Annotated in this window: 18 protein-coding genes; 11 read left to right on the top strand and 7 right to left on the bottom strand. The window is 62.4% G+C overall.

Annotation, left to right across the window (positions count from 1 at the left end):
- The first annotated feature begins 221 nt into the window (after positions 1 to 221).
- The 4 genes from QRM96_RS11980 (at position 222) to QRM96_RS11995 (ending at position 5947) form a co-directional block, all read left to right on the top strand.
- A complete protein-coding gene (locus QRM96_RS11980) occupies positions 222 to 1556 on the top strand; it encodes an aminotransferase family protein (protein ID WP_285247761.1) in 1335 nt (444 codons plus the stop codon).
- A 155-nt stretch (positions 1557 to 1711) separates the two neighbouring features.
- On the top strand, positions 1712 to 2827 hold the full coding sequence (locus tag QRM96_RS11985; RefSeq protein ID WP_166651676.1) for a Zn-dependent alcohol dehydrogenase: 1116 nt from the start codon (positions 1712 to 1714) through the stop codon (positions 2825 to 2827).
- Between the two features lie 203 nt (positions 2828 to 3030).
- Positions 3031 to 4521 (top strand): aldehyde dehydrogenase family protein, encoded by a 1491-nt coding sequence (locus QRM96_RS11990; protein WP_285319841.1) that lies wholly within the window; start codon positions 3031 to 3033, stop codon positions 4519 to 4521.
- A gap of 154 nt (positions 4522 to 4675) precedes the next feature.
- Positions 4676 to 5947 (top strand): M20 metallopeptidase family protein, encoded by a 1272-nt coding sequence (locus QRM96_RS11995; RefSeq protein WP_133830840.1) that lies wholly within the window; start codon positions 4676 to 4678, stop codon positions 5945 to 5947.
- A 940-nt stretch (positions 5948 to 6887) separates the two neighbouring features.
- On the opposite strand, the gene QRM96_RS12000 is transcribed toward QRM96_RS11995, so the two are convergent.
- The 3 genes from QRM96_RS12000 to QRM96_RS12010 all read right to left on the bottom strand — a co-directional run bounded on the left by QRM96_RS12000 (position 6888) and on the right by QRM96_RS12010 (position 8384).
- Entirely contained in the window at positions 6888 to 7205 is a 318-nt protein-coding gene (locus QRM96_RS12000; RefSeq protein WP_285247716.1) for a hypothetical protein, read from the bottom strand.
- A 473-nt stretch (positions 7206 to 7678) separates the two neighbouring features.
- Positions 7679 to 7822, bottom strand: coding sequence for a hypothetical protein (locus QRM96_RS12005; RefSeq protein WP_285247715.1), 144 nt, complete (start codon positions 7820 to 7822; stop codon positions 7679 to 7681).
- A 127-nt stretch (positions 7823 to 7949) separates the two neighbouring features.
- Positions 7950 to 8384 carry a hypothetical protein gene (locus tag QRM96_RS12010; RefSeq protein ID WP_285247714.1) on the bottom strand — a complete coding sequence of 145 codons (435 nt, stop codon included), beginning with the start codon at positions 8382 to 8384 and terminating at the stop codon, positions 7950 to 7952.
- Between the two features lie 102 nt (positions 8385 to 8486).
- On the opposite strand from QRM96_RS12010, the gene QRM96_RS12015 reads away from it, so the two are divergent.
- Positions 8487 to 8723, top strand: coding sequence for a hypothetical protein (locus QRM96_RS12015; RefSeq protein WP_285247713.1), 237 nt, complete (start codon positions 8487 to 8489; stop codon positions 8721 to 8723).
- Positions 8724 to 8920: 197 nt separating this feature from the next.
- Here QRM96_RS12015 and QRM96_RS12020 read toward each other — a convergent pair whose 3' ends face one another.
- Together QRM96_RS12020 and QRM96_RS12025 are read right to left on the bottom strand one after the other, a co-directional pair.
- A complete protein-coding gene (locus tag QRM96_RS12020; protein ID WP_285247712.1) occupies positions 8921 to 9628 on the bottom strand; it encodes an ABC transporter ATP-binding protein in 708 nt (235 codons plus the stop codon).
- Positions 9629 to 9630: 2 nt separating this feature from the next.
- Positions 9631 to 11085 carry an ABC transporter permease gene (locus QRM96_RS12025; RefSeq protein WP_285247711.1) on the bottom strand — a complete coding sequence of 485 codons (1455 nt, stop codon included), beginning with the start codon at positions 11083 to 11085 and terminating at the stop codon, positions 9631 to 9633.
- 562 nt (positions 11086 to 11647) lie between these two features.
- On the opposite strand from QRM96_RS12025, the gene QRM96_RS12030 reads away from it, so the two are divergent.
- The 3 genes from QRM96_RS12030 to QRM96_RS12040 are packed head-to-tail and all read left to right on the top strand — an operon-like array spanning position 11648 to position 14248.
- The gene (locus tag QRM96_RS12030) at positions 11648 to 12346 is read left to right on the top strand and encodes an ABC transporter ATP-binding protein (RefSeq protein ID WP_285247710.1); all 699 of its coding nucleotides are present in this window, start codon (positions 11648 to 11650) and stop codon (positions 12344 to 12346) included.
- Positions 12343 to 13629 carry an ABC transporter permease gene (locus QRM96_RS12035; protein WP_285247709.1) on the top strand — a complete coding sequence of 429 codons (1287 nt, stop codon included), beginning with the start codon at positions 12343 to 12345 and terminating at the stop codon, positions 13627 to 13629. Before QRM96_RS12030 ends, QRM96_RS12035 begins: the two co-directional genes overlap by 4 nt.
- A 58-nt stretch (positions 13630 to 13687) precedes the next feature.
- Positions 13688 to 14248, top strand: a complete 561-nt coding sequence (locus tag QRM96_RS12040; protein ID WP_285247708.1) for a hypothetical protein — start codon at positions 13688 to 13690, stop codon at positions 14246 to 14248.
- Positions 14249 to 14266: 18 nt separating this feature from the next.
- Here the strand turns inward: QRM96_RS12040 and QRM96_RS12045 are convergent, their stop codons facing one another.
- Positions 14267 to 15145, bottom strand: a complete 879-nt coding sequence (locus QRM96_RS12045; protein ID WP_285319842.1) for a serine hydrolase — start codon at positions 15143 to 15145, stop codon at positions 14267 to 14269.
- 297 nt (positions 15146 to 15442) lie between these two features.
- Entirely contained in the window at positions 15443 to 16381 is a 939-nt protein-coding gene (locus tag QRM96_RS12050; protein WP_285247760.1) for an arylsulfotransferase family protein, read from the bottom strand.
- A 167-nt stretch (positions 16382 to 16548) separates the two neighbouring features.
- Here QRM96_RS12050 and QRM96_RS12055 point away from each other — a divergent pair, with 167 nt between their 5' ends.
- The 3 genes from QRM96_RS12055 (at position 16549) to QRM96_RS12065 (ending at position 18830) form a co-directional block, all read left to right on the top strand.
- Positions 16549 to 16749, top strand: coding sequence for a hypothetical protein (locus tag QRM96_RS12055; protein WP_285247706.1), 201 nt, complete (start codon positions 16549 to 16551; stop codon positions 16747 to 16749).
- Between the two features lie 526 nt (positions 16750 to 17275).
- Positions 17276 to 18064, top strand: coding sequence for an ABC transporter ATP-binding protein (locus QRM96_RS12060; RefSeq protein WP_285247705.1), 789 nt, complete (start codon positions 17276 to 17278; stop codon positions 18062 to 18064).
- Complete coding sequence (locus tag QRM96_RS12065; protein WP_285247704.1) at positions 18057 to 18830, top strand: ABC transporter permease; 774 nt, start codon at positions 18057 to 18059, stop codon at positions 18828 to 18830. The genes QRM96_RS12060 and QRM96_RS12065 overlap by 8 nt, the downstream gene beginning before the upstream one ends.
- Positions 18831 to 19156: the final 326 nt, after the last annotated feature.

A 19156-nucleotide genomic window follows, 5' to 3' on the forward strand; every position in this document is an offset into this window, starting at 1 on the left:
TGATCTCTGATCACCCCACTTCTGGTCATACCTGACGGGGTCAACTCGATGGCCCGGCCTGCATCTTCTGAGGCCTGTGCAACACCGCCGGACCTCCACTGAGGCAAGCGACCATCTATCAGCCCTGGTACAAACGCCTCAGAAGGCTCGCCAGGACAGTAAAGGAGTATTCCATTTCTGAGAGCGCTCTGTTGAAGCAGACCATTGATAAGACATACCCGGTGGTCACCCATGGCCGGGGGGTCTACTTGTATGACTCAGCCGGTCTGCAGTACCTGGACGGGTGCAGCGGGGCCATGACTGCAAACATCGGCCATGGCGTAGAAGAAGTTGCAGAGGCGATGAAGGCGCAGTCATGCCGGGTGGCCTTTACTTACCGAACCCAGTTCACGAATGTGCCCGCCGAGGCCTTGGCAAGGCGGCTCACCGATCTGGCACCGGGAGACCTTGACTGGGCATTCTTCGTCAACAGCGGATCAGAGGCGTCCGAGTTCGCCATCCGGACAGCAGTCAGCTACTGGCGCGAAAGGGGGCTCCCGGGCAAAGTCAAAGTTCTCGGCCGGAACATCAGCTATCACGGCATGACCATGGGAGCCCTGTCAATGTCGGGACATGCAGCACGCCGCCCCGACTACGGGCCGTTGTTGCATGCGTTCTCCTTCGCCCCGCCGGCCTACGCGTATCGCTTCGCGCAGCCGGGCGAGAACGAAGAAGCATACGCGCTGCGGGCTGCGCAAGCCTTCGAAGATGCCATTCGGAACGAGGACCCTGGCACGGTCGCAGCAGTGATCGTGGAACCGATCGTTGGAGCCGCCGGCGGGGTCCTGACGCCTCCGGCTAGCTACCTCTCCCGGTTGCGCGAAATCTGTGACCGGTTGAATGTGCTGCTGATCATTGATGAGGTCATCACGGGCGTCGGGCGGACGGGAGATTGGTTTGCGAGTTCCTACGAGAACGTCGTCCCGGACCTTCTTCTCATCGGTAAAGGATTAAGTGCCGGTTATTCCCCTGTTGCCGGCGTCCTGCTCCGAGGCCATGTTGTCGAGGCGCTCAGGGAAGGCAGCGGTGTCGCTCCGTTCGGGCACACCTTTTCGGGGAATCCCCTGGGGGCAGCCACCTGCCTGGCGGTCCTGGACTTCATGGAACGCCGGAACGTCCTTGCAAACGTCCGGCAGCGGGGGAAGCAGCTCAAAGAAGGACTGCTCTCCCTGGCAGCCAGGTACCACTGCATGGCCGATGTCCGTGGCCGGGGCCTGCTGTGGGGCTTCGAGTTCGTTACGGACCAGGAAAGCAAGCAGGCGCCCGATCCTGCGCTCGGAGCGGCCAACACCTTCGTGCAGGAATGCCTCGCCCAGGGGCTTATTGTCTATCCGGCAGGCATTGCTCCGCTGAACAACGCGGTGATCCTGTCCCCGCCCTTGGTGATCAGCGAAGAGGAGACCCGGGTACTGCTGGCGAAGCTGGAGGAAGCCCTTCGCGCCATGGAACACCATGTTGAGCGGTGGGCCGCTGTGGATGACAGCCGGAGCGGATCCCGAGTTGGAAGCGGAAGCTGACTTTAATCCCTGTCATTCCACCATGTGCCGACGCTGGTCACCTTGCACATAGTGGCCGTAAAGGCTGTTCCCTCCACACACTTTTGAAACTCTGCCAGGGCCGAAGATGGTCGAAGCGATCCATCTGCAAATGCCTAAACCCTCAAGGAAGCCAAGTGCCTACACCCATTCTTGCCGCCGTACTGGAAAAGCCCGGAACACCTCTCCAGATCCGCGAGCTGCTGCTGGATGATCCGGAGGACCATGAGGTCCTCATCCGGACGGAGCGAGTTGGCCTTTGCCACAGCGATCTGCACTACCTGAAGGGGGCCCTGGATATCTCCCTGCCGGCGGTCCTCGGACATGAAGTCGTAGGCATTGTCGAGCGCGTCGGCTCCGGCGTCACAAGAATTAAGACTGGAGACCGCGTCGTAACAACCGTAACCCCGTCCTGTGGCGCTTGCCGCAACTGCATCAGCGGGCGCCCGACCCAGTGCGAACGGGTCGACTCGATGCGTGAGCGGCAGCGGCCCAGACTCATCTCACATGATGGATCAAGCGTCGAGTCGCTCGGCGGTATCGGCGCATTTGCGGAGGCCTTCCTGGTGAAAGAGGCATCCGTTGCAGTGGTCGGCTCTGACCTGCCTCCCCAGGTGGCATGTCTTCTCGGTTGCTGCATCAGTACAGGAGTCGGCGCGGTCATTCACGGCGCAAAAGTAGGGCCAGAGGATACTGTCGCCGTAATCGGCTGCGGCGGCGTCGGAATAGCCGCCATCCAGGGTGCAAGGCTGGCTGGGGCTCGACGGATCATTGCCATTGACGCCGTGCCCGCGAAGCTGGAGCTCGCCCGCAACTTCGGTGCCACGGACACAGTTCTCTCATCACCTGACCCGACAGAAACACTCATCCAGGTCCGGTCACTTCTTCCCCAGGGTGTTAGCCATGCAATCGAGGCGGTCGGCCGCAGTGAGACAGCGGAACTCGCCTTTTCGCTCCTGAGCCCGAACGGAACCGCCAGCATACTCGGTCTCATGCCCACCGGGTCCGAACTGCGTATCCCTGCAGATGCACTCATCTACGGCGACCGACACCTCCAAGGCGCGTACATGGGTGCGAACAGGTTCCTCAGCGATGTCGACATGTTCACCGACCACTACCTGAACAATCGGCTGGATCTCGATGGAATGGTTACCAAAGAGCTGCCCTTCGACCGCATCAACGAGGGATTCGAAGCGATGGCGGATGCGTCGACGATCCGCGTCGTGCTGAACATGACCAACAGGCAATCGTGATCCAGATAACTGCGTAGATCGTTGCGGCGTCGGCCTGGTTACCGGTGATCGCGATCTTGCTTTGCGCCACAGCCGGGCCGGAACGAACGTTAGGCCGCTGCACAGCCTTCCGAACATGAACAGCAAACATCGGGGGCCAGCCCCTGCCGTCACTGGTTATGGACGACAAAACCCACAAACGAAACCAGAGGAGCAACCCTTAAATGACTGAAGGACTAGCCCAACTGACTGATATTGCCCCCGACCTCGTCGAGCAACGCTCCTTTGTCAATGGCACATGGCTGCAGCTCGAGGAAAACGGCCGCTACCTTACCAACCCAAATACTGGCGAACCCCGGCAGCCGATGCGCAAGACCGCAAAGGATGATGTCGAGCGGGCACTCGCGGCAGCAGCGACCCTTCACAGGTCCGGGAAACTTGAAGACATCAAACTCCCGGACCGCCTTGAGCTCTTGACGAAGGTAGCCGCGTCCCTCGATGCGAAGAGCGAAGAAGTCGCCCTCCAGGACAGCATCAACACCGGGGTTCCTATCCGCACCACCCGCCTGATTGCCGGTGCACTGGGTGACAGAGTCCGCGGAACTATTGCTGAAGCGGAACAGCTTGGTGAATCGGAGACCCTTGACCATGCCAGGTCTGTGGTCATCCGGCGCAAGCCCCTCGGCCCAGCCCTCATCGTCGGCCCCTGGAATGCCCCAACGTTCACCGTGGTCGGCAAGGTGGCGGCAGCCATGGCGGCCGGTTGCCCCGTCATCCTCAAACCCTCCGAGAACGCCCCCAGCGGTTGCCAGCTCTTCGCTGAGGCGATCGTGTCTGCCATGACCGAACTGGGATACCCGGGCGCCGCGTTTCAGCTGATTCATGGGAATTCGGAGACAGGAGCACTGCTGACATCGGACCCCAGGATCGAGGCTCTTTCATTTACGGGTGGCGATTCCGCAGGCCGGACGGTTGCGCAGGCTGCCGCGTCCAACCTGGCGGTCATGCAGATGGAGCTCGGATCCAACAATCCCGTGATCATTCTGAATGACGCCGACGTCAGCTCGGCGGCGCGGTCCATTGTGCAGGGCATGACGCGTCTCAACGGCCAGTGGTGTGAGGCGCCAGGCAAAGTACTGGTTGACGAGTCGATTCACGACCGTTTCGTTGAAGCTATGAAGTTTGAACTCAGTAAGCTTCGGGTCGGAAACGCCTTGGATGAGTCGACGCAAGTGGGTCCCCTGGCATTCCAGCGGCAGCGTGATGGCTTGAAAGCCTCAGTGAATCGGCTCCTCGAGCTGGGGGGAAAGCTCGTCACTGGCGGCGAGCTGCCGGGTCTTGACGGCTGGTTCATGGCACCGGGGATGATCGTCGGATGTGCCGCCGAGGCCGCCACGGAAGAGCTTTTCGGGCCGCTGGTAACGGTACATCCGGTGCATTCGGTCGAGGAGGCACTTGCCCATGCGAACGGCCCCGCAACCGGCCTGGATGCCTACGTATTCGGTGCCAATGAAGCAAGGGCCATCGAAGTGGGATCCCGTATTCGTGCCGGTGAAGTCCGCATCAACGGCACATTCATGAGCGACCTCGCCGGCAGTTCACGCCAGAGCTTTTGGGGCACCAGCGGTATCGGTGGCCACGGTCCGCAGTATGGCGTCCGCTTCTTCACCGGCGACCGCGTGGTTGGCGTGGACAGGACGGATTCCCCGCTCTAGGCGCCATATCCGACCCCAACAAGCGTAGGCCAGGCCCCGTGGGGGCCTGCGACAAACAGTCCGGGAACGTGACGCGTGGCTAAGACGGGGGTCCGCGTCCTCTCGGGAAAGCAGCAGGCCAGAGCCTGGCAACATGAGACGAGAAAGTCCTTCAATGACAGATACTTCAACGACAGATACGGTGCGGTTTTCACCGCTGAGTTTCCTTGAGGACGCCACAGCGGCGATCCCGGCCTATGGAAGCGACCTGGTCGATTTCCGTAGGGAAATGCACGCCGATCCTGAAGTCGGCCTGTATCTGCCCCGCACCCAGGCCCGGGTCCTTGAGGCACTCAAGGGACTCGACCTCGAAATAAGCCTGGGAAAAGCAGCCTCGTCCGTGGTTGCGGTACTACGCGGCGGGGCCACCCAGGCCCCCGTCGGGAGCCGTCCCACTGTACTGCTCAGAGGTGACATGGATGCCCTTCCTGTGGCAGAAAAGACGGGAATACCCTTTGCCTCGACTAATGGAGCGATGCATGCCTGCGGTCATGACCTGCATACAGCGGGCCTGATTGGTGCCGCCCGGTTGCTTTCGTCCGTACGTGACAGCCTGACCGGTGACGTCATCTTCATGTTCCAACCGGGGGAGGAAGGACATGAGGGGGCCCGCATCATGCTGGAGGAAGGCGTTCTTAACGCAGCCGGCAGGCGACCGGATGCTGCCTACGCCTTGCATGTCGTTTCGGACATCCCGTCAGGCGTGTTCACGACCCGTGCCGGCTCCTACATGGCTGCCTTCGGAGATCTGTCCGTCAAGGTTATCGGGCGTGGCGGGCACGGTTCACGCCCCTTCCAAGCTCTGGATCCCATACAGGTAGCTGCTGAAATGCTTGGCGCGCTCCAAACGTACATCACCCGGCGATTCAACGTTTTTGATCCCGTGGTACTGTCCGTGGGCCAATTCCATGGCGGTTCCGCCTCTAATGTCATACCTGATTCGGCGGAATTCAGGGCCAGCGTCAGGTCTTTCAGCCCCGGTGTCGAAGCGCGGCTCGCACAGGAGTTGCCGGATCTCATCCGGCAACTGGCGACTGCTCATCAACTGACAGCCGAGGCAACGTTCACTCCGGTTATGCCGGCCACCGTCAATCACGAAAGTGACGCCGAACTCTGGGGCAGGACCGCACGGACGTTCTTCGGAGAGCACCGGTTCGTGCCCAGCCCGTCCCCCAGGACCGGCTCTGACGATTTCTCCCGTGTCCTCGTGGAGGTCCCAGGAGCGTACGGGCACCTCGGAGCTGGGTCTCCAGATATCGACCCCATGGAGTGGGCCCCCATGCACTCGCCCAGGGCAGTGTTTGACGACAGTGTCCTCGTCGACCAGACACAATTTATGGCGGGCGTGGCGCTTGGAAAGCTCCAGGAGTTGGAGGTCCTGGGGTAGCCCCGGGCGCAGCTCGGAGGGCTTCCGGAGCGGCCCACGCCTCACTTGAGGCAGCGGACCTAGCAGGACCGGTCTCGAAGCCCCGAATGGATGGCAGTTCAACCACTATCAGATTGGTACACCCAACGTGACGTCAGCGCCCCATCCGGGTCCTGTCACAATAGAGTCCTCTTCTTTCCTTCCTGACAAGGACACGAGTGGGTCCTGGAATGCAATCTGACACATGGGGGCGAAGACGTTCTCCCCTTTGGAGCGCACAGCCCACCCATGGACCACTTCCGCCTTACCCCTGGCACCCGTGGCGCAAGCTGCTAACTCATGCCTACCATCCTTCTTACCGTTGGCCCGGTCGTCCTGGCGGGGTCGATGCAGGCGTGCGAAAGAATGTGCCGAGGCCCAGGGCTGATGGAGTTCAGTACCATCTGAAGACCAGACACTGTTAGCAATAGGGGTGGGTCCGAGAACGTTGCCTCATATGACCAATGAACCCCTCCGTGACTGATCAGGACCCATCTCACTAGATCTGACCGTCTTGCCGGAGACCGCCGCCCAGGCGAGGGCAGCAGCTCGGCCGGGCTCGTGCAGGCGCTGCATCCGCGATGAAAGTCACGAGCACGTTTTGACTGCAATTCAGCCACCGCTCGCGCCTTCACGCATGCATGGTTAAGGACATAGACCCGGAGGAGTGCGAATAACGTGGTAATGCAAGGTGCTGCAATCCCTGCAATAGCAGGCGAAACGGTGCGATTATCACATGTACATAAGGCACTGCATGATGAGTCATCCTTTAGTGCACAAGGAATCACGTCTCCAGACGAGACGATTGTCCGCGCGATGCATGCGGGGCCCCGGCATATCCAGGGGTTCTCGCCAGCCCGGTCTGCATGACGAAAAGAAAGAACCCCGACAGCCTGGGCTGTCGGGGTTCCGTCGAGGCCTGTCAGGAGCCGCTGATCTTCCCTGCCGCGATGAGCTGCTGGGCGCGCTGCTGCTGCTCATCGTCGCCAAAGCGCGCCACCGCCGTCAGCAGGTCCATGCCGTCCTCAAGTCCGCCATAGATGTCCTCCAGCCGCTCGCGCGAGCCGCCGAGCAGGCTGATACCGCCCAGCGCGTTGATCTGCTCGAGCTGCAGGTACGCGCGGTACACGAGGTCGACGTGCACACCGTCATCGGCGGTGAAGGGGTTCGGGACGTAGTCGGCGTCCGGCGTAAGGCCATCCGTGTCGAGGCCCAACCGGGCCAGCTCGTTCTTGTTCATGGATGCTTCTCCTTGGTTTTAGGACTGTCACTCGGCTGTGACGACTCTCGATCTGAGACCGCCAGGATGCCCCCGGCCGGGCTCCGCCTGGCTGGAACGCCAGCGGGCCGACCACGATGATCACATTGCTTTGACGTCACTTGCCTGGAGTACCAGGACGTTATCAACGCCTTTCAGCATACCGATGGGTGGACCAGCAAGCGTGGCATGCAGAAAGTGATTGAGCAGTTGCACAGGGGCCTGCCGGGAGGGCTTGAAGAGCTTGCCCGGCTGGGCCGGACGCTGTGGCCCGGACGGGCTCAGGTGCCGGCGTTCTGCAAGCGTGGAGGCGCATCGAACGGTCCGGGCGGCTGCGTCCATGCCCTTCTGCCGCGTTTCCGCAGCTAAGGGACCGAGGAATGGGCCTGGACAATGTAGTCCGGTTCACCGTCAATCTGCTCGATTGACCGTGAATACAGACCCGCACCGTCAACCTACGGGGTCTTGAGTACTGGCCTGCCCTTTTCATCGACGGCAAAGCTTTCGATGACCTTTCCTGTCGCTGTATCGAAGATGACCACTGACTTGGCCGGCCAGTTGGGATCCTGGACAACGTCGAAGTGAACCTCTGAAATCAAGGTTGGCTCGTCTGCGCAACGCGGCGTTTCGCGCTGGAAGGCATGAATTTTCAGTGATGCCCAGGTTCAGCCCGGGCAATGTCCGCGCCCTCGCCGCCCTGCGGAGAGGGAACTGGCATGCCACCAGTTACAGGGACTCCCAGCGGAACCATGGGATCCCAACCATGGCAAACAGGATTATGTATCCGGCGCAGGCGAGCAGGGCCTTCCCGTCAGAATCGCTCCAGGCTGCGTTGTTCAGCACTTCGGAGAAGAATGTCATGAGCGCACCGATGGTTGCCCACTCTGCGATGGCCTTCAGGGTGTCGCCCAGGATTCCGGTTCTACCAAGGAGGCCAAGGAGTACCAGGATGATGAAAAGGACCCGGCCGCTAGCGTTGACAGTGGCAGTGGATTTGACCAGGGCAACGAGTGCCTGGCCGATGGAGAGGAACACGGCCGCGCAACGGACGGCGAGCCCGATAAGGAGGGCGAACTGGGCGATGCTGAGCGAGAGCCCGCGCAGGATGGCGCAGGCTCTGACGACGATGACGGAAGCTACCAGGGTGGAGGTTATCTGCACGATGACGTAGCCACCACGTAGGGAATTCTCGTCGCCGCTGACATGAGTTGCAGGGGTCCTTAGCCCGTAGTTGCAGCGTGCTCACCCGGGAATACTTCCCTTATGGCCTACATCGTGAACTACAGGACCGGAACCAGCACCGGCTGGTTCAGGGTGGAAGGCTTGCACCTCAGCGATGCTCTCGCCAAAGCGAAAAACGCACTACGGGGTTTGAATTGTGCCTATGCAGTGCTGCTTTTTTCCATCTACCCAGCCCAGTCCGGCGGTGAAGTCTCCGTCGTCGCGACATACACCCAAGCCGAGGGATGGAGCGTCCAGGAAACTTGGGATGATCATTAGCCTGCCTCCCCGAAAGCCTGAGGATCGATGACCCAACTGCGGTTCCGCCATCGCCAGGACAATGACTTGACGATTGCTAAGGGCGCGAGGGGTTCCTGACCCCACACCTGGTTTTTAGGGCAGAGGACGACATCGCCAGATGGCACGATCATGATCTCAGCGATGCTGTGGTACCTGCTGGTCTTACATCTGTCGATTTAGGCCGTGGCGGCGACCGCAGTCCGTCCCCGGACCGGTTCTTCCGTCAGCTTGCCCTGCTGCAGCCGGAACCGGCGGTCGGTCTTGTTCGCAAGTGCCCTGTCGTGGGTGACCACCAGGATGGTGGTGTTGTGGTCGCGGCTCAGCGAGCTGAGGAGCTCGATGATGTGGTCGCCGGTCTGCTCATCCAGGTTCCCGGTGGGCTCGTCGGCCAGGATCAGTTTCGGCTCGTTGGCCAGGGCACGGGCGATGGCCACGCGCTGCTGCTCGCCGCCGGAAAGCCTGTTGATCCGCCGGTCGTGCTTGGACGGATCAAGCTGCACCTGTTCCAGCAATCCCTTGGCCCGCTCCAGCCTGGCGGACTTCCGCATGCCGGCGAATTCCATGGGCAGCATGACATTGGCAGCGGCGGACAGGTTGGGGATCAGGTTGAACTGCTGGAACACGAAGCCGATGTCCCGGCGGCGGTATTCCGTCAACTTGCTGCCCGGCAGGCTTGCCAGGCTGACACCGTTGACGACGACGTCTCCGCTGGTGGGTTTGTCCAGTGCACCAAGGAGGGACAACAGGGTGCTTTTGCCGCTGCCGCTCTTGCCAACGATCGAGGCGAGGGTGCCCTGCTCCAGGACGAAGCTGACGTCGTTGACCGGCTTGATGGTGCGGTCACCTGAGTTGAAGGTCCGCACCAGGTTCTTGACTTCAATCACGACTATTCTCCTCGCAGGACTTCGATGGGACGGATACGCGCCGTGAGCAGCGCGGGAACCAGGGCCCCGATGATGGCCACGCCGAACACGGCGGCGATGCCGCCGGCAATCACGCCGGGTGAGGCGCTGGCGGTCACAGAGTTCAACAGCTGGGAAGCGCCGCCGCCAAACCCGCCCCCGAAGGATCCGCCCTGGCCGCCGGGGAACCCGCCGGCCCCGCCCCGGGCGGCGGCTCCGGCTGCCCTGCGCGTCGCTCCGCCCGGGGTGCTTGTGGCGGTGTTGCTGCTGATCAGGGCCGAGGCGATCCCGCCGCTGGCGAACGACGCAATGGCCGCGCCGACTGCGCTGCCCAGAGCCGCGAGGACCAGGGCTTCGAGGACGAACTGCAGCCCGATGGTCCGGTTGGGCGCACCGATGGCCTTCAGGACGCCGATTTCGCGGCGGCGTTCACGGACCAGCATCACCATGATGAGCAGGATGATCAGGCCTGCGGTTCCCAGTGCGGCGATGAACGCGATGAAGGAGATGTTCTTGACGCTGTCAAGGGAGCTGACGGCCGTCTGCAGGCTCTGGCTCTGGGTGACGTCGGCCTTATCGGTGCCCAGAGCGGATTGCAGTGCGGTCTTGGTGGAGTCCACGTTCTCGAGGCTGTTGACGGTGACGATCATGCTGGACAGCTCATCGGACGTCCCGGCAAGTGTTTGGGCCGTCGGGAGCGTGACGTAGACGGCGTTGTTGCCGAAGGCTGTGCCGGCGTCGAATAAGCCGGCAACGGCAAACCTCTGGTTGTTGATGGTGAAGGTAGAGCCGACGTCGAGGTTGTTCTTTGCCGCCAGGGTGGTTCCCAACAGAGCACTGGTGGATGCTGCCGAGTAATCGCCGAGCCCGGTGCCTTCCGTGATATTCAGTGGCTGGCCCGTGGTGTCGGTCTCGGCGCTGATGCCGGTGGCAGTGATTGGAAGGAGGCGGGGCGTTCTGGTGGCGCCGCTGCCGTTCGTTCCGTTCGCCTGGTTGCGATTGCCCAGGGTGCCCGCGTCGATTGCGGCCGTAAGACTGGTTGTCAGGGTAATGGTGTTCTGCCCCCCGGGGCCTCCTTGGCCTCCGCCACGGGCGCTTTGGGTTCCGCTGGCTGCCTCGGCTGCCGCCTGCGCGGCGTTGTTGAGCCGAAGGGCCTTGGTGCCGACAACGGAACTCACGTTTGGCACGGCAGCGGCAGCGGATGCCTGTTCGGCTGTCAAGGGCTCGCCGCCACCTTCAAAGCCCTGGCCGCCGGCAGGATTGACGGTCAGGACGGTACCGACGGAGGCGTTCAGCTCCTGGACTTTGGCTCCCACGGCCTGGTTGGCCACCAGCATGGCCAGCGCCAAGCCGATCGCCACGGCCAGCACCGCTACAACTGCTGCGGTCCGGACCTTATTTCTGAAGGCATTACCTACGCTGCGCGCAAGGACACTCACGAGACTCCTAGATGATCTACTGCCGGCGTGGCAAACAAGCCAGGAGGCAAGGATGGCAGCCGTTGCTGTAAGCAAGCGGGACCAAAGCTGGATGACACCTGAGAGGGAACAGAGGCACGATGGCGACTCGACCTGTATCCCGAGTCGTGCGTAGCTCAGGGTAAACCGTTGTAGCGAAAGCATTGAAAATCTTCCGCATACCCGGCCGACGCCCCGCTCGTGGGTCCCTGAAAGCACCAATGCGTGGAGAGAGAAGCGCAATGGGCCAGTGCAGATTGATAGTTCTGGAGGGGTGCATGCGAGGTTTCCCGGTGGACTCCCAGGCTGCGAGGGGCATAATGAACCGAAGTTTTGATCGGGAGGTTCGCCAACGACAGTTGGGAGGGAAAGCAGAGCGTGCGGGGCGTGGAAATGTATTCACGAATTGTTGGTCTTCAGTGCCCGCCCCCAGACTCAAAGCCCGCAGGCAATCGAACATCGCCGGAATCGCCGCGACCGGGCCCGGCGGCCGGCCCAACCAATTAGCTGCCTGTCCCGCCTAATCACCGCAAGGGAAAATTCCATGCAAGTACCGATTTTGTCCACCCGAGATTTAAAGAAAACCTACGGGCGCGGCCCGGACCGGTTCGACGCCCTCAAGGGCGTCTCCCTCGACATCGAGCGCGGCGACTCCGTGGCAATCGTGGGCAAGAGCGGGTCCGGTAAATCCACCCTGATGCACCTGCTCGCCCTCCTGGACGCCCCCGGCGGAGGAGAAGTCCACGTTGACGGAACCAACGCGAAGACCCTCAGTGGCCGGAGACTGAACATGCTGCGGAACCAGATGTTCGGCTTCGTCTTCCAGCAGTTCTTCCTGAACCACACCACCAGTGTCCTTGAGAACGTCGTGCTGCCTCTGAAGATTGCCGGAACAGGGGCGCGGGAACGCCGCGCCCGGGGCATGGAGGTCCTGGAACAGCTCGAACTGGCCGACAAGGCCCGCAACAAGGCCGGGAACCTCTCCGGCGGCCAGAAGCAGCGCGTCGTCATCGCCCGCGCCCTGGCGAACAACCCGCAGGTCCTCTTCGCTGACGAACCCACCGGGAACCTGGACACCGCCACCGGGACCATCGTCGAAGACATCCTGTTCGACCTGAACCAAAACCACGGCATCACGCTCATCACGGTGACCCACGACCACGACCTCGCCGCCCGATTCAACCGCCGCCTGTACATCCGCGACGGTCAACTGATCTCCAGCGACGAGGAGCACGCGGCATGAAACCGCTCGAAACCCTGACAACGGCCATCGCCAACAGCTTCCGCAGCAAACTCCGCACCACCTTGACCATTTTGGCGATCTTCGTCGGAGCCTTTACACTCACCATCACCAACGGGCTGGGCACCGGCATCTCGAACTACATCGACAGCCAGGTCGCCGCCGTCGGCCCAGGCAACGCCTTCACCGTCACCAAAACCGATACCAGCAGCTCCCCCGGATCCGGCCCCCAAAAATACGACCCCAACACCCGGGTCCTCGCCGCGGGAGGACGCCCCGGCTCAACCCAGGTCGCCCTGAACCAATCCGATCTCGACACCATCGCCGCAGTGTCAGGGATCACCGGGGTTACCCCGGTCAGCCGGCTCAACCCCGCCTACATCCAGTGGAACAACCGGGACAAATACCAGCTTTCCGTCAGCCCCCTCGCCGGGGCCCAGCCGCAGCTGGCCGCCGGCGAAGCCCTGGACGACGCCGGAACCCAGCCCCAGATCATCCTCCCCACCAGCTACATCACCCCGCTCGGCTTCACCGGCAACGACCAGGCCATCGGCCAGGATGTGATCATCGGGATCCAGGACGCCACGGGCACCATGCACACCGTCACCGCACGCATCAACGGCGTTGAAGACAATGCCCTGCTGGGCTCCGGCGGCGCGTTCGCCAACAAGACCCTCACCGCCGCCCTCACGGACGCCCAAAGCACCGGCGCGCCAGCGACAACGAAAAACACCTGGACCGCCGCGACCGCGACCTTCGCATCGGCCTCAAAAACCCAGATCAGCGACATGAAATCTCAGCTCAGCGCCGCCGGCTACACAGCCCAGACACTTGAGGACCGCATCGGCACCGTAAAAACCGTCATCAACGGCATCATCGGCGTCCTGGACGCCTTCGCGGTCATTGCCCTCGTTGCCGCCGGATTCGGCATCGTGAACACGCTGCTGATGTCGGTGCAGGAGCGGACGCGGGAAATCGGCCTCATGAAGGCCATGGGCATGGGCAGCGGCTCCGTTTTCGCGCTCTTCAGCACCGAAGCCGCCTTCATCGGCCTGCTGGGCAGCCTCATCGGATCCGGCGCTGCCATCGGCCTGGGCACCGCCATCAGCGGCGCCCTCGCCCGGGGACCCCTGAGCGACCTCGCCGGGCTGCAGATCCTCAGCTTCGCCCCCGCACCGGTCGCCGGGGTGATCCTGCTGGTCATGGCCATCGCCTTCATCGCCGGCACCCTGCCCGCCTGGCGCGCGGCACGGCAAAACCCCATCGATTCCCTACGCTACGAATAGCCCGGAACGGGCGATGAGCGGCAAGTCAAAGGACGAGCGGGGACGATAAGAGGTGGACATGAGGGGACCAGAGGCCCTGGCATACTTCGCGGCCGACGCCCGATGGTCGGGTGGACCCCACTTCATCGGCATGAAGGTCGGAGTGGCTCTTCTGGCGCTGATCGTGATCCTTCGCCTCCGTCGGCGCCTGCTGGTGAGGGTCCGGGGGCTGGGATGGCGGCGCCTGGCAATCGGCTGCGGGGCAGCGTCAACCCTCTTCTACGTGGCGTGGATTCTCTACCTGAGCCAGACGATGCCGTCGGTAACCGTCGCCTACAACTGGAACATGGCATGGCTGGCTTTGGACGCTTTCGAGTGCCTCACCGCCCTGCTGACCGCGGTGTTTCTCTTCAGAAACAGCATCGGAGCAATCCTTACTGCCGCAGCGTTTTCGACCAGCCTGTGCATTGACGCCCTCTTCGACGTCACGACAGCCCAGCAGGGTCCACCCCTTCTCACCGCGGTCCTGGAAGCGGTCCTCGTTGAACTTCCCTTCGCGGCCCTCTCGGCAACCCTTGCCGTGAAGCTCCTCGCCGCGGCCGCACGGGGAAACCCCGCCCGTGCCGGCCAGGGCCACTGACGCCAATAGGCGTGCCGGTCAGGTCAGGGTTTTGGCCACGGCAGCGGTGATCTCGTGTATGATTGCGGTCCGCTCGGGGACATCGGTGATGTCCCCTCCTTTGGTGTAGATCACCAGGACGACGCTGCGGGCGGGTGTGCTCAAGATGGCGGCGTCATGCAGCTCACCATCGAGCAGCCCGTATTTGTGGAAGACGGCCACTCCGGCTGGCACGGCTGCGGGGATGAGATCCTCATCGTTGGTGTTCTGCATGTAGGAAAGCAGTTGCTGGGTGTGTTCCTGGTTCAGGAGCTTTCCGCCGTAAAGGTCGGCGAGAATCTGCGCCATCCCGGCGGGGGTAAGGGTGTTTTCTGCAGAGTCGTACGCCACCCCCATGGCCGCCGCATCCCCCTCCAGCGCGGACAGCCCCACAGCGTTCACCAGCAGTGACCAGGAGTCGTTATCGCTGTCCTGGATCATCTCCCGGATCTGGAAGCCGGCCGTGTACTCCCCCATGGGATCGTCAAGAGAGGCCTGCCCTGCCTCCACCAGCTTGTAGTAAGAGACGGCCGTCAGGACTTTGGCGGTGCTGGCCGCCTCAAAGGGCGCGTCCACGCCGTACGTCCGCAGTGCACCCGAGTCCGGGTCCCGGACGGCCACACCCACCTGATACTGGTTGTTGTCCGCCAGTACGCCTTGGATGGCAGCGTCCAAGCCGGCAGTGTGCCCGTCAGGCACTGGAGCCGCGGAAGAAGGAGCGGGAGCGGGAGCAGGGGCAGCAGCAACGCCCGGCTTGACTGCGGCGCTTCGCTGCGGCGCCAGCTGCAGGAAGACGAGGATCGTGACCCCGAGGGCGGCGACGAGAAATAGCGTCCTCGCCAGACGGAATGAACGGCGCTTGCGCCAGGAAAAGGTCACCACCCGAAACTAGCAAGGACACATAAGTATCAGCTGTGAATGCCCGCCCACCTCACCAGCGCCAGCGCCCCAGTGAACAACCAGTCAGGTGCAGTGAGCGCGGAGCCGGAGACACGACGAAGAAGAGCCGAGTGTCGGCGGGTGCCGGTGCCGCCCTGGGGAGCCGTACATACGGGAAGCGATGCACTGCTCCTCTGACCTGCCAGCCAACCGGGGCGGTGCGGTGGGTGTCTCCCTGTCCACGACAACACAGCGTCCATTGGCTCGAGGCCGGGATGGGCCCGCGTGGTGGACGTCTTATACGGCGATCGTCACTGAAGTGGCCAGGACGGCGCCGGTCCGGTCCAGGGCCTGCACGGCCAGAAATGGTGCTGCGGCGATCGCTGCAGAGGTTTCGAAGCCGCGTTTCGGAATCGTTGCGGCGACACCCAGCGAATTAGGTGAGCCTCCTCTGAGGAACCGCCACGAGGCGATCTCGGTAGCGCCGTTCCAGCTCGCGTAGACCTGCATCGTGGAACCGTTGCCCGGGACGCCCGCGATGTCCGGCTGTGTGTGGGGCTGGGCGGTCCAATCGCTGCGGTAGGCGCGGTACGACCCGTTTCCGACGCGGGTGGCCTCAAAGACGGCTGTCCCGTCCGGGGTGAACTCTGTGAGGGCGGGATCGGTACCCCACCCCACCAGCACGTTGCCGTTTGGCAGGGACTGCAGGCTGCCCATGGCGTTGCAGCGGTGCCCGGCGTTGCTGAATTCGGAATCGACGACGGCGGTCCGCGCTTTCTCGTCCACGGCCAGTACTAAACCGCGGGAGTTCCCGGCAGAACCGGAATAGTAGTGGTTGTCGAACATGCTGATCGAGCCGTCAGGGCGGCGCCGGGCATCGTGTTGCCAGGCAAATTCCGCCCTCGGGCCCAGGCTGAAGTCGCTGCGTTTGCCCCCCAGCCGCCATCTGACGGATCCGGTCGTCCGGTCCACCAAGTACAGGGTGTGGGCGTGCCGGGCGGAGACCAAAAGGGCATCCCCACTCTCCTCCACAGAGTTCAGGTGGTAGGGGTCGTAGGCTTTCTCCGGCGTCGAACCATCACTGCTGGCATCGTCTGCAGGCCGCAGGTAGGAATCGGAGAGCGGGATATGCGCAAGAGCATCCCAGTCCATGAGGACGGCGCCACTGGCCGTCCACTTCCTGGACGTGGCAGTTGTACATGTACCCCGCCGCCGGACCGCCGACCTCGCTGAGATCGTACTGGATGGTCGGGTAAGCCATCAGAAGGGCAGTGCCAGCGGCCGGTGCCAGGCCCGTCGTGGCCCAGCCAGTGACGTGCGGTGCGGTCAGGTGGGTACTGATACCGTGTGACATGAGCGGCCGCCGGACGAAATGTCACCGCGGCAGTAACGAGTATGCCGTTATGGGCGACCCGCGCCAGGCAGCATTGGACATGGTGCAACAAAACAAGGCTGACATCGAAGCCACCTGGTTGAGGTACTTTGCTAATGGCGGCAACGCCGATCAGATTGACTTCGAGGCCTGCGTTTACGGTCTTCTGGACTTGGACGAGTACGACGCTCGTATTTTGTCTTGGGCTGTCGAAGAAATATCGGCTCTGTAGCTCATTTTGCATTTCGGCGTACCCCGCGCAGCGATGTCGTTCCTCCCGGCAAATCGGCTACAGCGTTTCCGTCGTCGAGGGATCATCGGCGCAACCCATCTGCCCGAAGTTGACCGGATGGTGGCCTCCAGATCGTGGGCGGGATCGCAAAGAAGGCAGCAGCGCCGATCCGGAGGCAGGTTCTCCGCGGGATGGTCTGGAGTTTGAACAACCGGCGCAGTACCCGCTTCTTATCCAGAACTGCGCCCGAAGGTCTGTACTCGCAATACACGTCTGGCTCCGCGCCCTGAAACAGTTGGTTCAACAAGGCGGGTCTTTGGACCGTAGCCCGGACTTATCCAACCTGAAGTCCAGGGACGCTCAACAGCGGCCGGTTGGTAGATGCAGTTATGTCAGTGCTGTGTGCCCTGGCACGGTGAGTTGCTGTCGCAGTACCCGGACCGGTTCCGGGGGTACGGTCAGTTTCTCCCTTTAAGCTTGAGCCACCGCGGCCTGTTGGGGGCCGCAGTGGAGGGGATGCGTTCAGATGACGGAAGTGAATGAACCGCCAGCGCAGTCGTTGCTGGAGATCAGCGACCTGCGGGTCGCTTACGGGGCACGCACAGTAGTGGATGGTCTGACTTTGGAAGTGAGGCGGGGAGAGATCTTCGGACTGCTCGGCCCCAATGGTGCGGGGAAGACGAGCACACTGAGCGTTCTGGAGGGGTTGATCGAACCCGTGTCCGGTCGCGTAAGCGTCAATGGGATGGATATTCAACAGCATCCCTTGGAGGTGAAATCCCTCCTCGGTGTGCAATTACAGTCCTCCAGCTTCCAGGACGAACTGAGCATCGGCCAGATAGTGAAGGTCTACGGTGGCCTTTACGGGGTGAAACTCTCGAGGGAGCAGATCAGCGGGAGCATGAACAGCATCGGACTCGGCGAGGAACTGCGTAAACGGTTCAAACAGCTCTCCGGTGGCCAGCAACAACGCCTCGCGCTCTTCATCGCCTCTCTCCACAACCCAATGTTCCTCCTGCTGGATGAACCGACGGCAGGACTGGACCCACAATCCCGGCGGGCACTATGGAGCCGGATCGAGCGGCTGCGCGGTGAAGGCAGCAGCATCCTGCTCACCACCCATTCCATGGAAGAAGCCCAAGCGGTGTGTGACCGGGTGGCGATCATCGACCACGGGAAATTGCTCACCGTCGGGACACCCGCCCAGCTGATCGCTAAACATAAGGAAGATCCTGAGGTGCTGGCCGTAGCACGCGGTACGGTCACCCTTGAGGACGTCTTCATCGGCCTGACGGGAAGTGAAATCCATGACTGAAGCAAGTGTCGGTAGTGAGCGCGGACGGACGGGCCTTGCAATGCGGTCCCTGCTTCGTGCGGATGCCACGGTGCTGCTCCGCAGCAGGGTCTCGACGGTGCTGAGTGTTCTCCTGCCGATCGTGATCATAGTGGCGACGACTTTCGGCAAGGCCCAGCCGCGGCTCGGGAGCCCCGAATCCGTCCTCGGCCTGGCACTGACGCTGGGCCTGGTCACTTCCTGCCTGCTGGGTTACAGCCTGACCCTGGCGCATGACCGTGAAGTCGGCGTGCTGCAACGGCTTCGCGTGACGCCCGCACCAACCTGGATGATCATGGCCAGCAGGCTCATCGTGCAGCTAACTTCCAACCTCGTCGCCTCGGTCATCGTCGTGATTGTCGGAAGCATCCTGCGCGGGCTCTCGCTCAGCATCGGTCAGTATGCTCTTGTTGTCGCCGTCGCCGTCCTGGGCGCAGCAATGTTCCTTTCCATCGGCCAGGCACTTGTTGCCCTGGTGAAATCTACTGCCGCGATCAACGCTGTCGGGCGGGTCCTTTTCATCATCCTCGTACTCCTGGGCATCCTTGGTGGAACCGGGATCCTGGGCGACACCTTGAAGGTCATCGCTGAGTGGTCACCGATCGGCGCCCTCATGACGCTCTTCGCCGACGCGCTGAACAACGCCTCCTGGAGCGATCAGGACGGCTACTCACTTCTGGCCTGCGCCGCATACATCATTGCGTTCTCTTTCGTCGGAATCCGGTGGTTCCGCTGGGAATCCCGATAACCGGAGGCGTGCGGGACCTTCACCCAGTTCGCGCTGACGACGAGGATACCCGCGCCAACGACGGCGATGATTTCTCTGCCGGCGCATTCTACACCGTTGGTGACTTCTAGGCGCCCCCACCCCGCCGTGGTCTTGAAGGTACCGGACCAATGGGTTTCCGCCATCTCGCGCCTGGAACGCGGACATCTCCGTAATGACGACCTGGCGCCGACGACAATGACCCACCCTGCAAGGAACTGGTTGTGAAGACCTACATGCGGAATGTATCAGCCGCGTGCCCCGCTGATTTAGCGGGACACGGGATCAATGGTTGTCGTGTTTGGTGT

The sequence above is a fragment of the Pseudarthrobacter sp. lyk4-40-TYG-27 genome (genome assembly GCF_030209295.1).
In the GTDB taxonomy this organism is placed as follows: domain Bacteria; phylum Actinomycetota; class Actinomycetes; order Actinomycetales; family Micrococcaceae; genus Arthrobacter.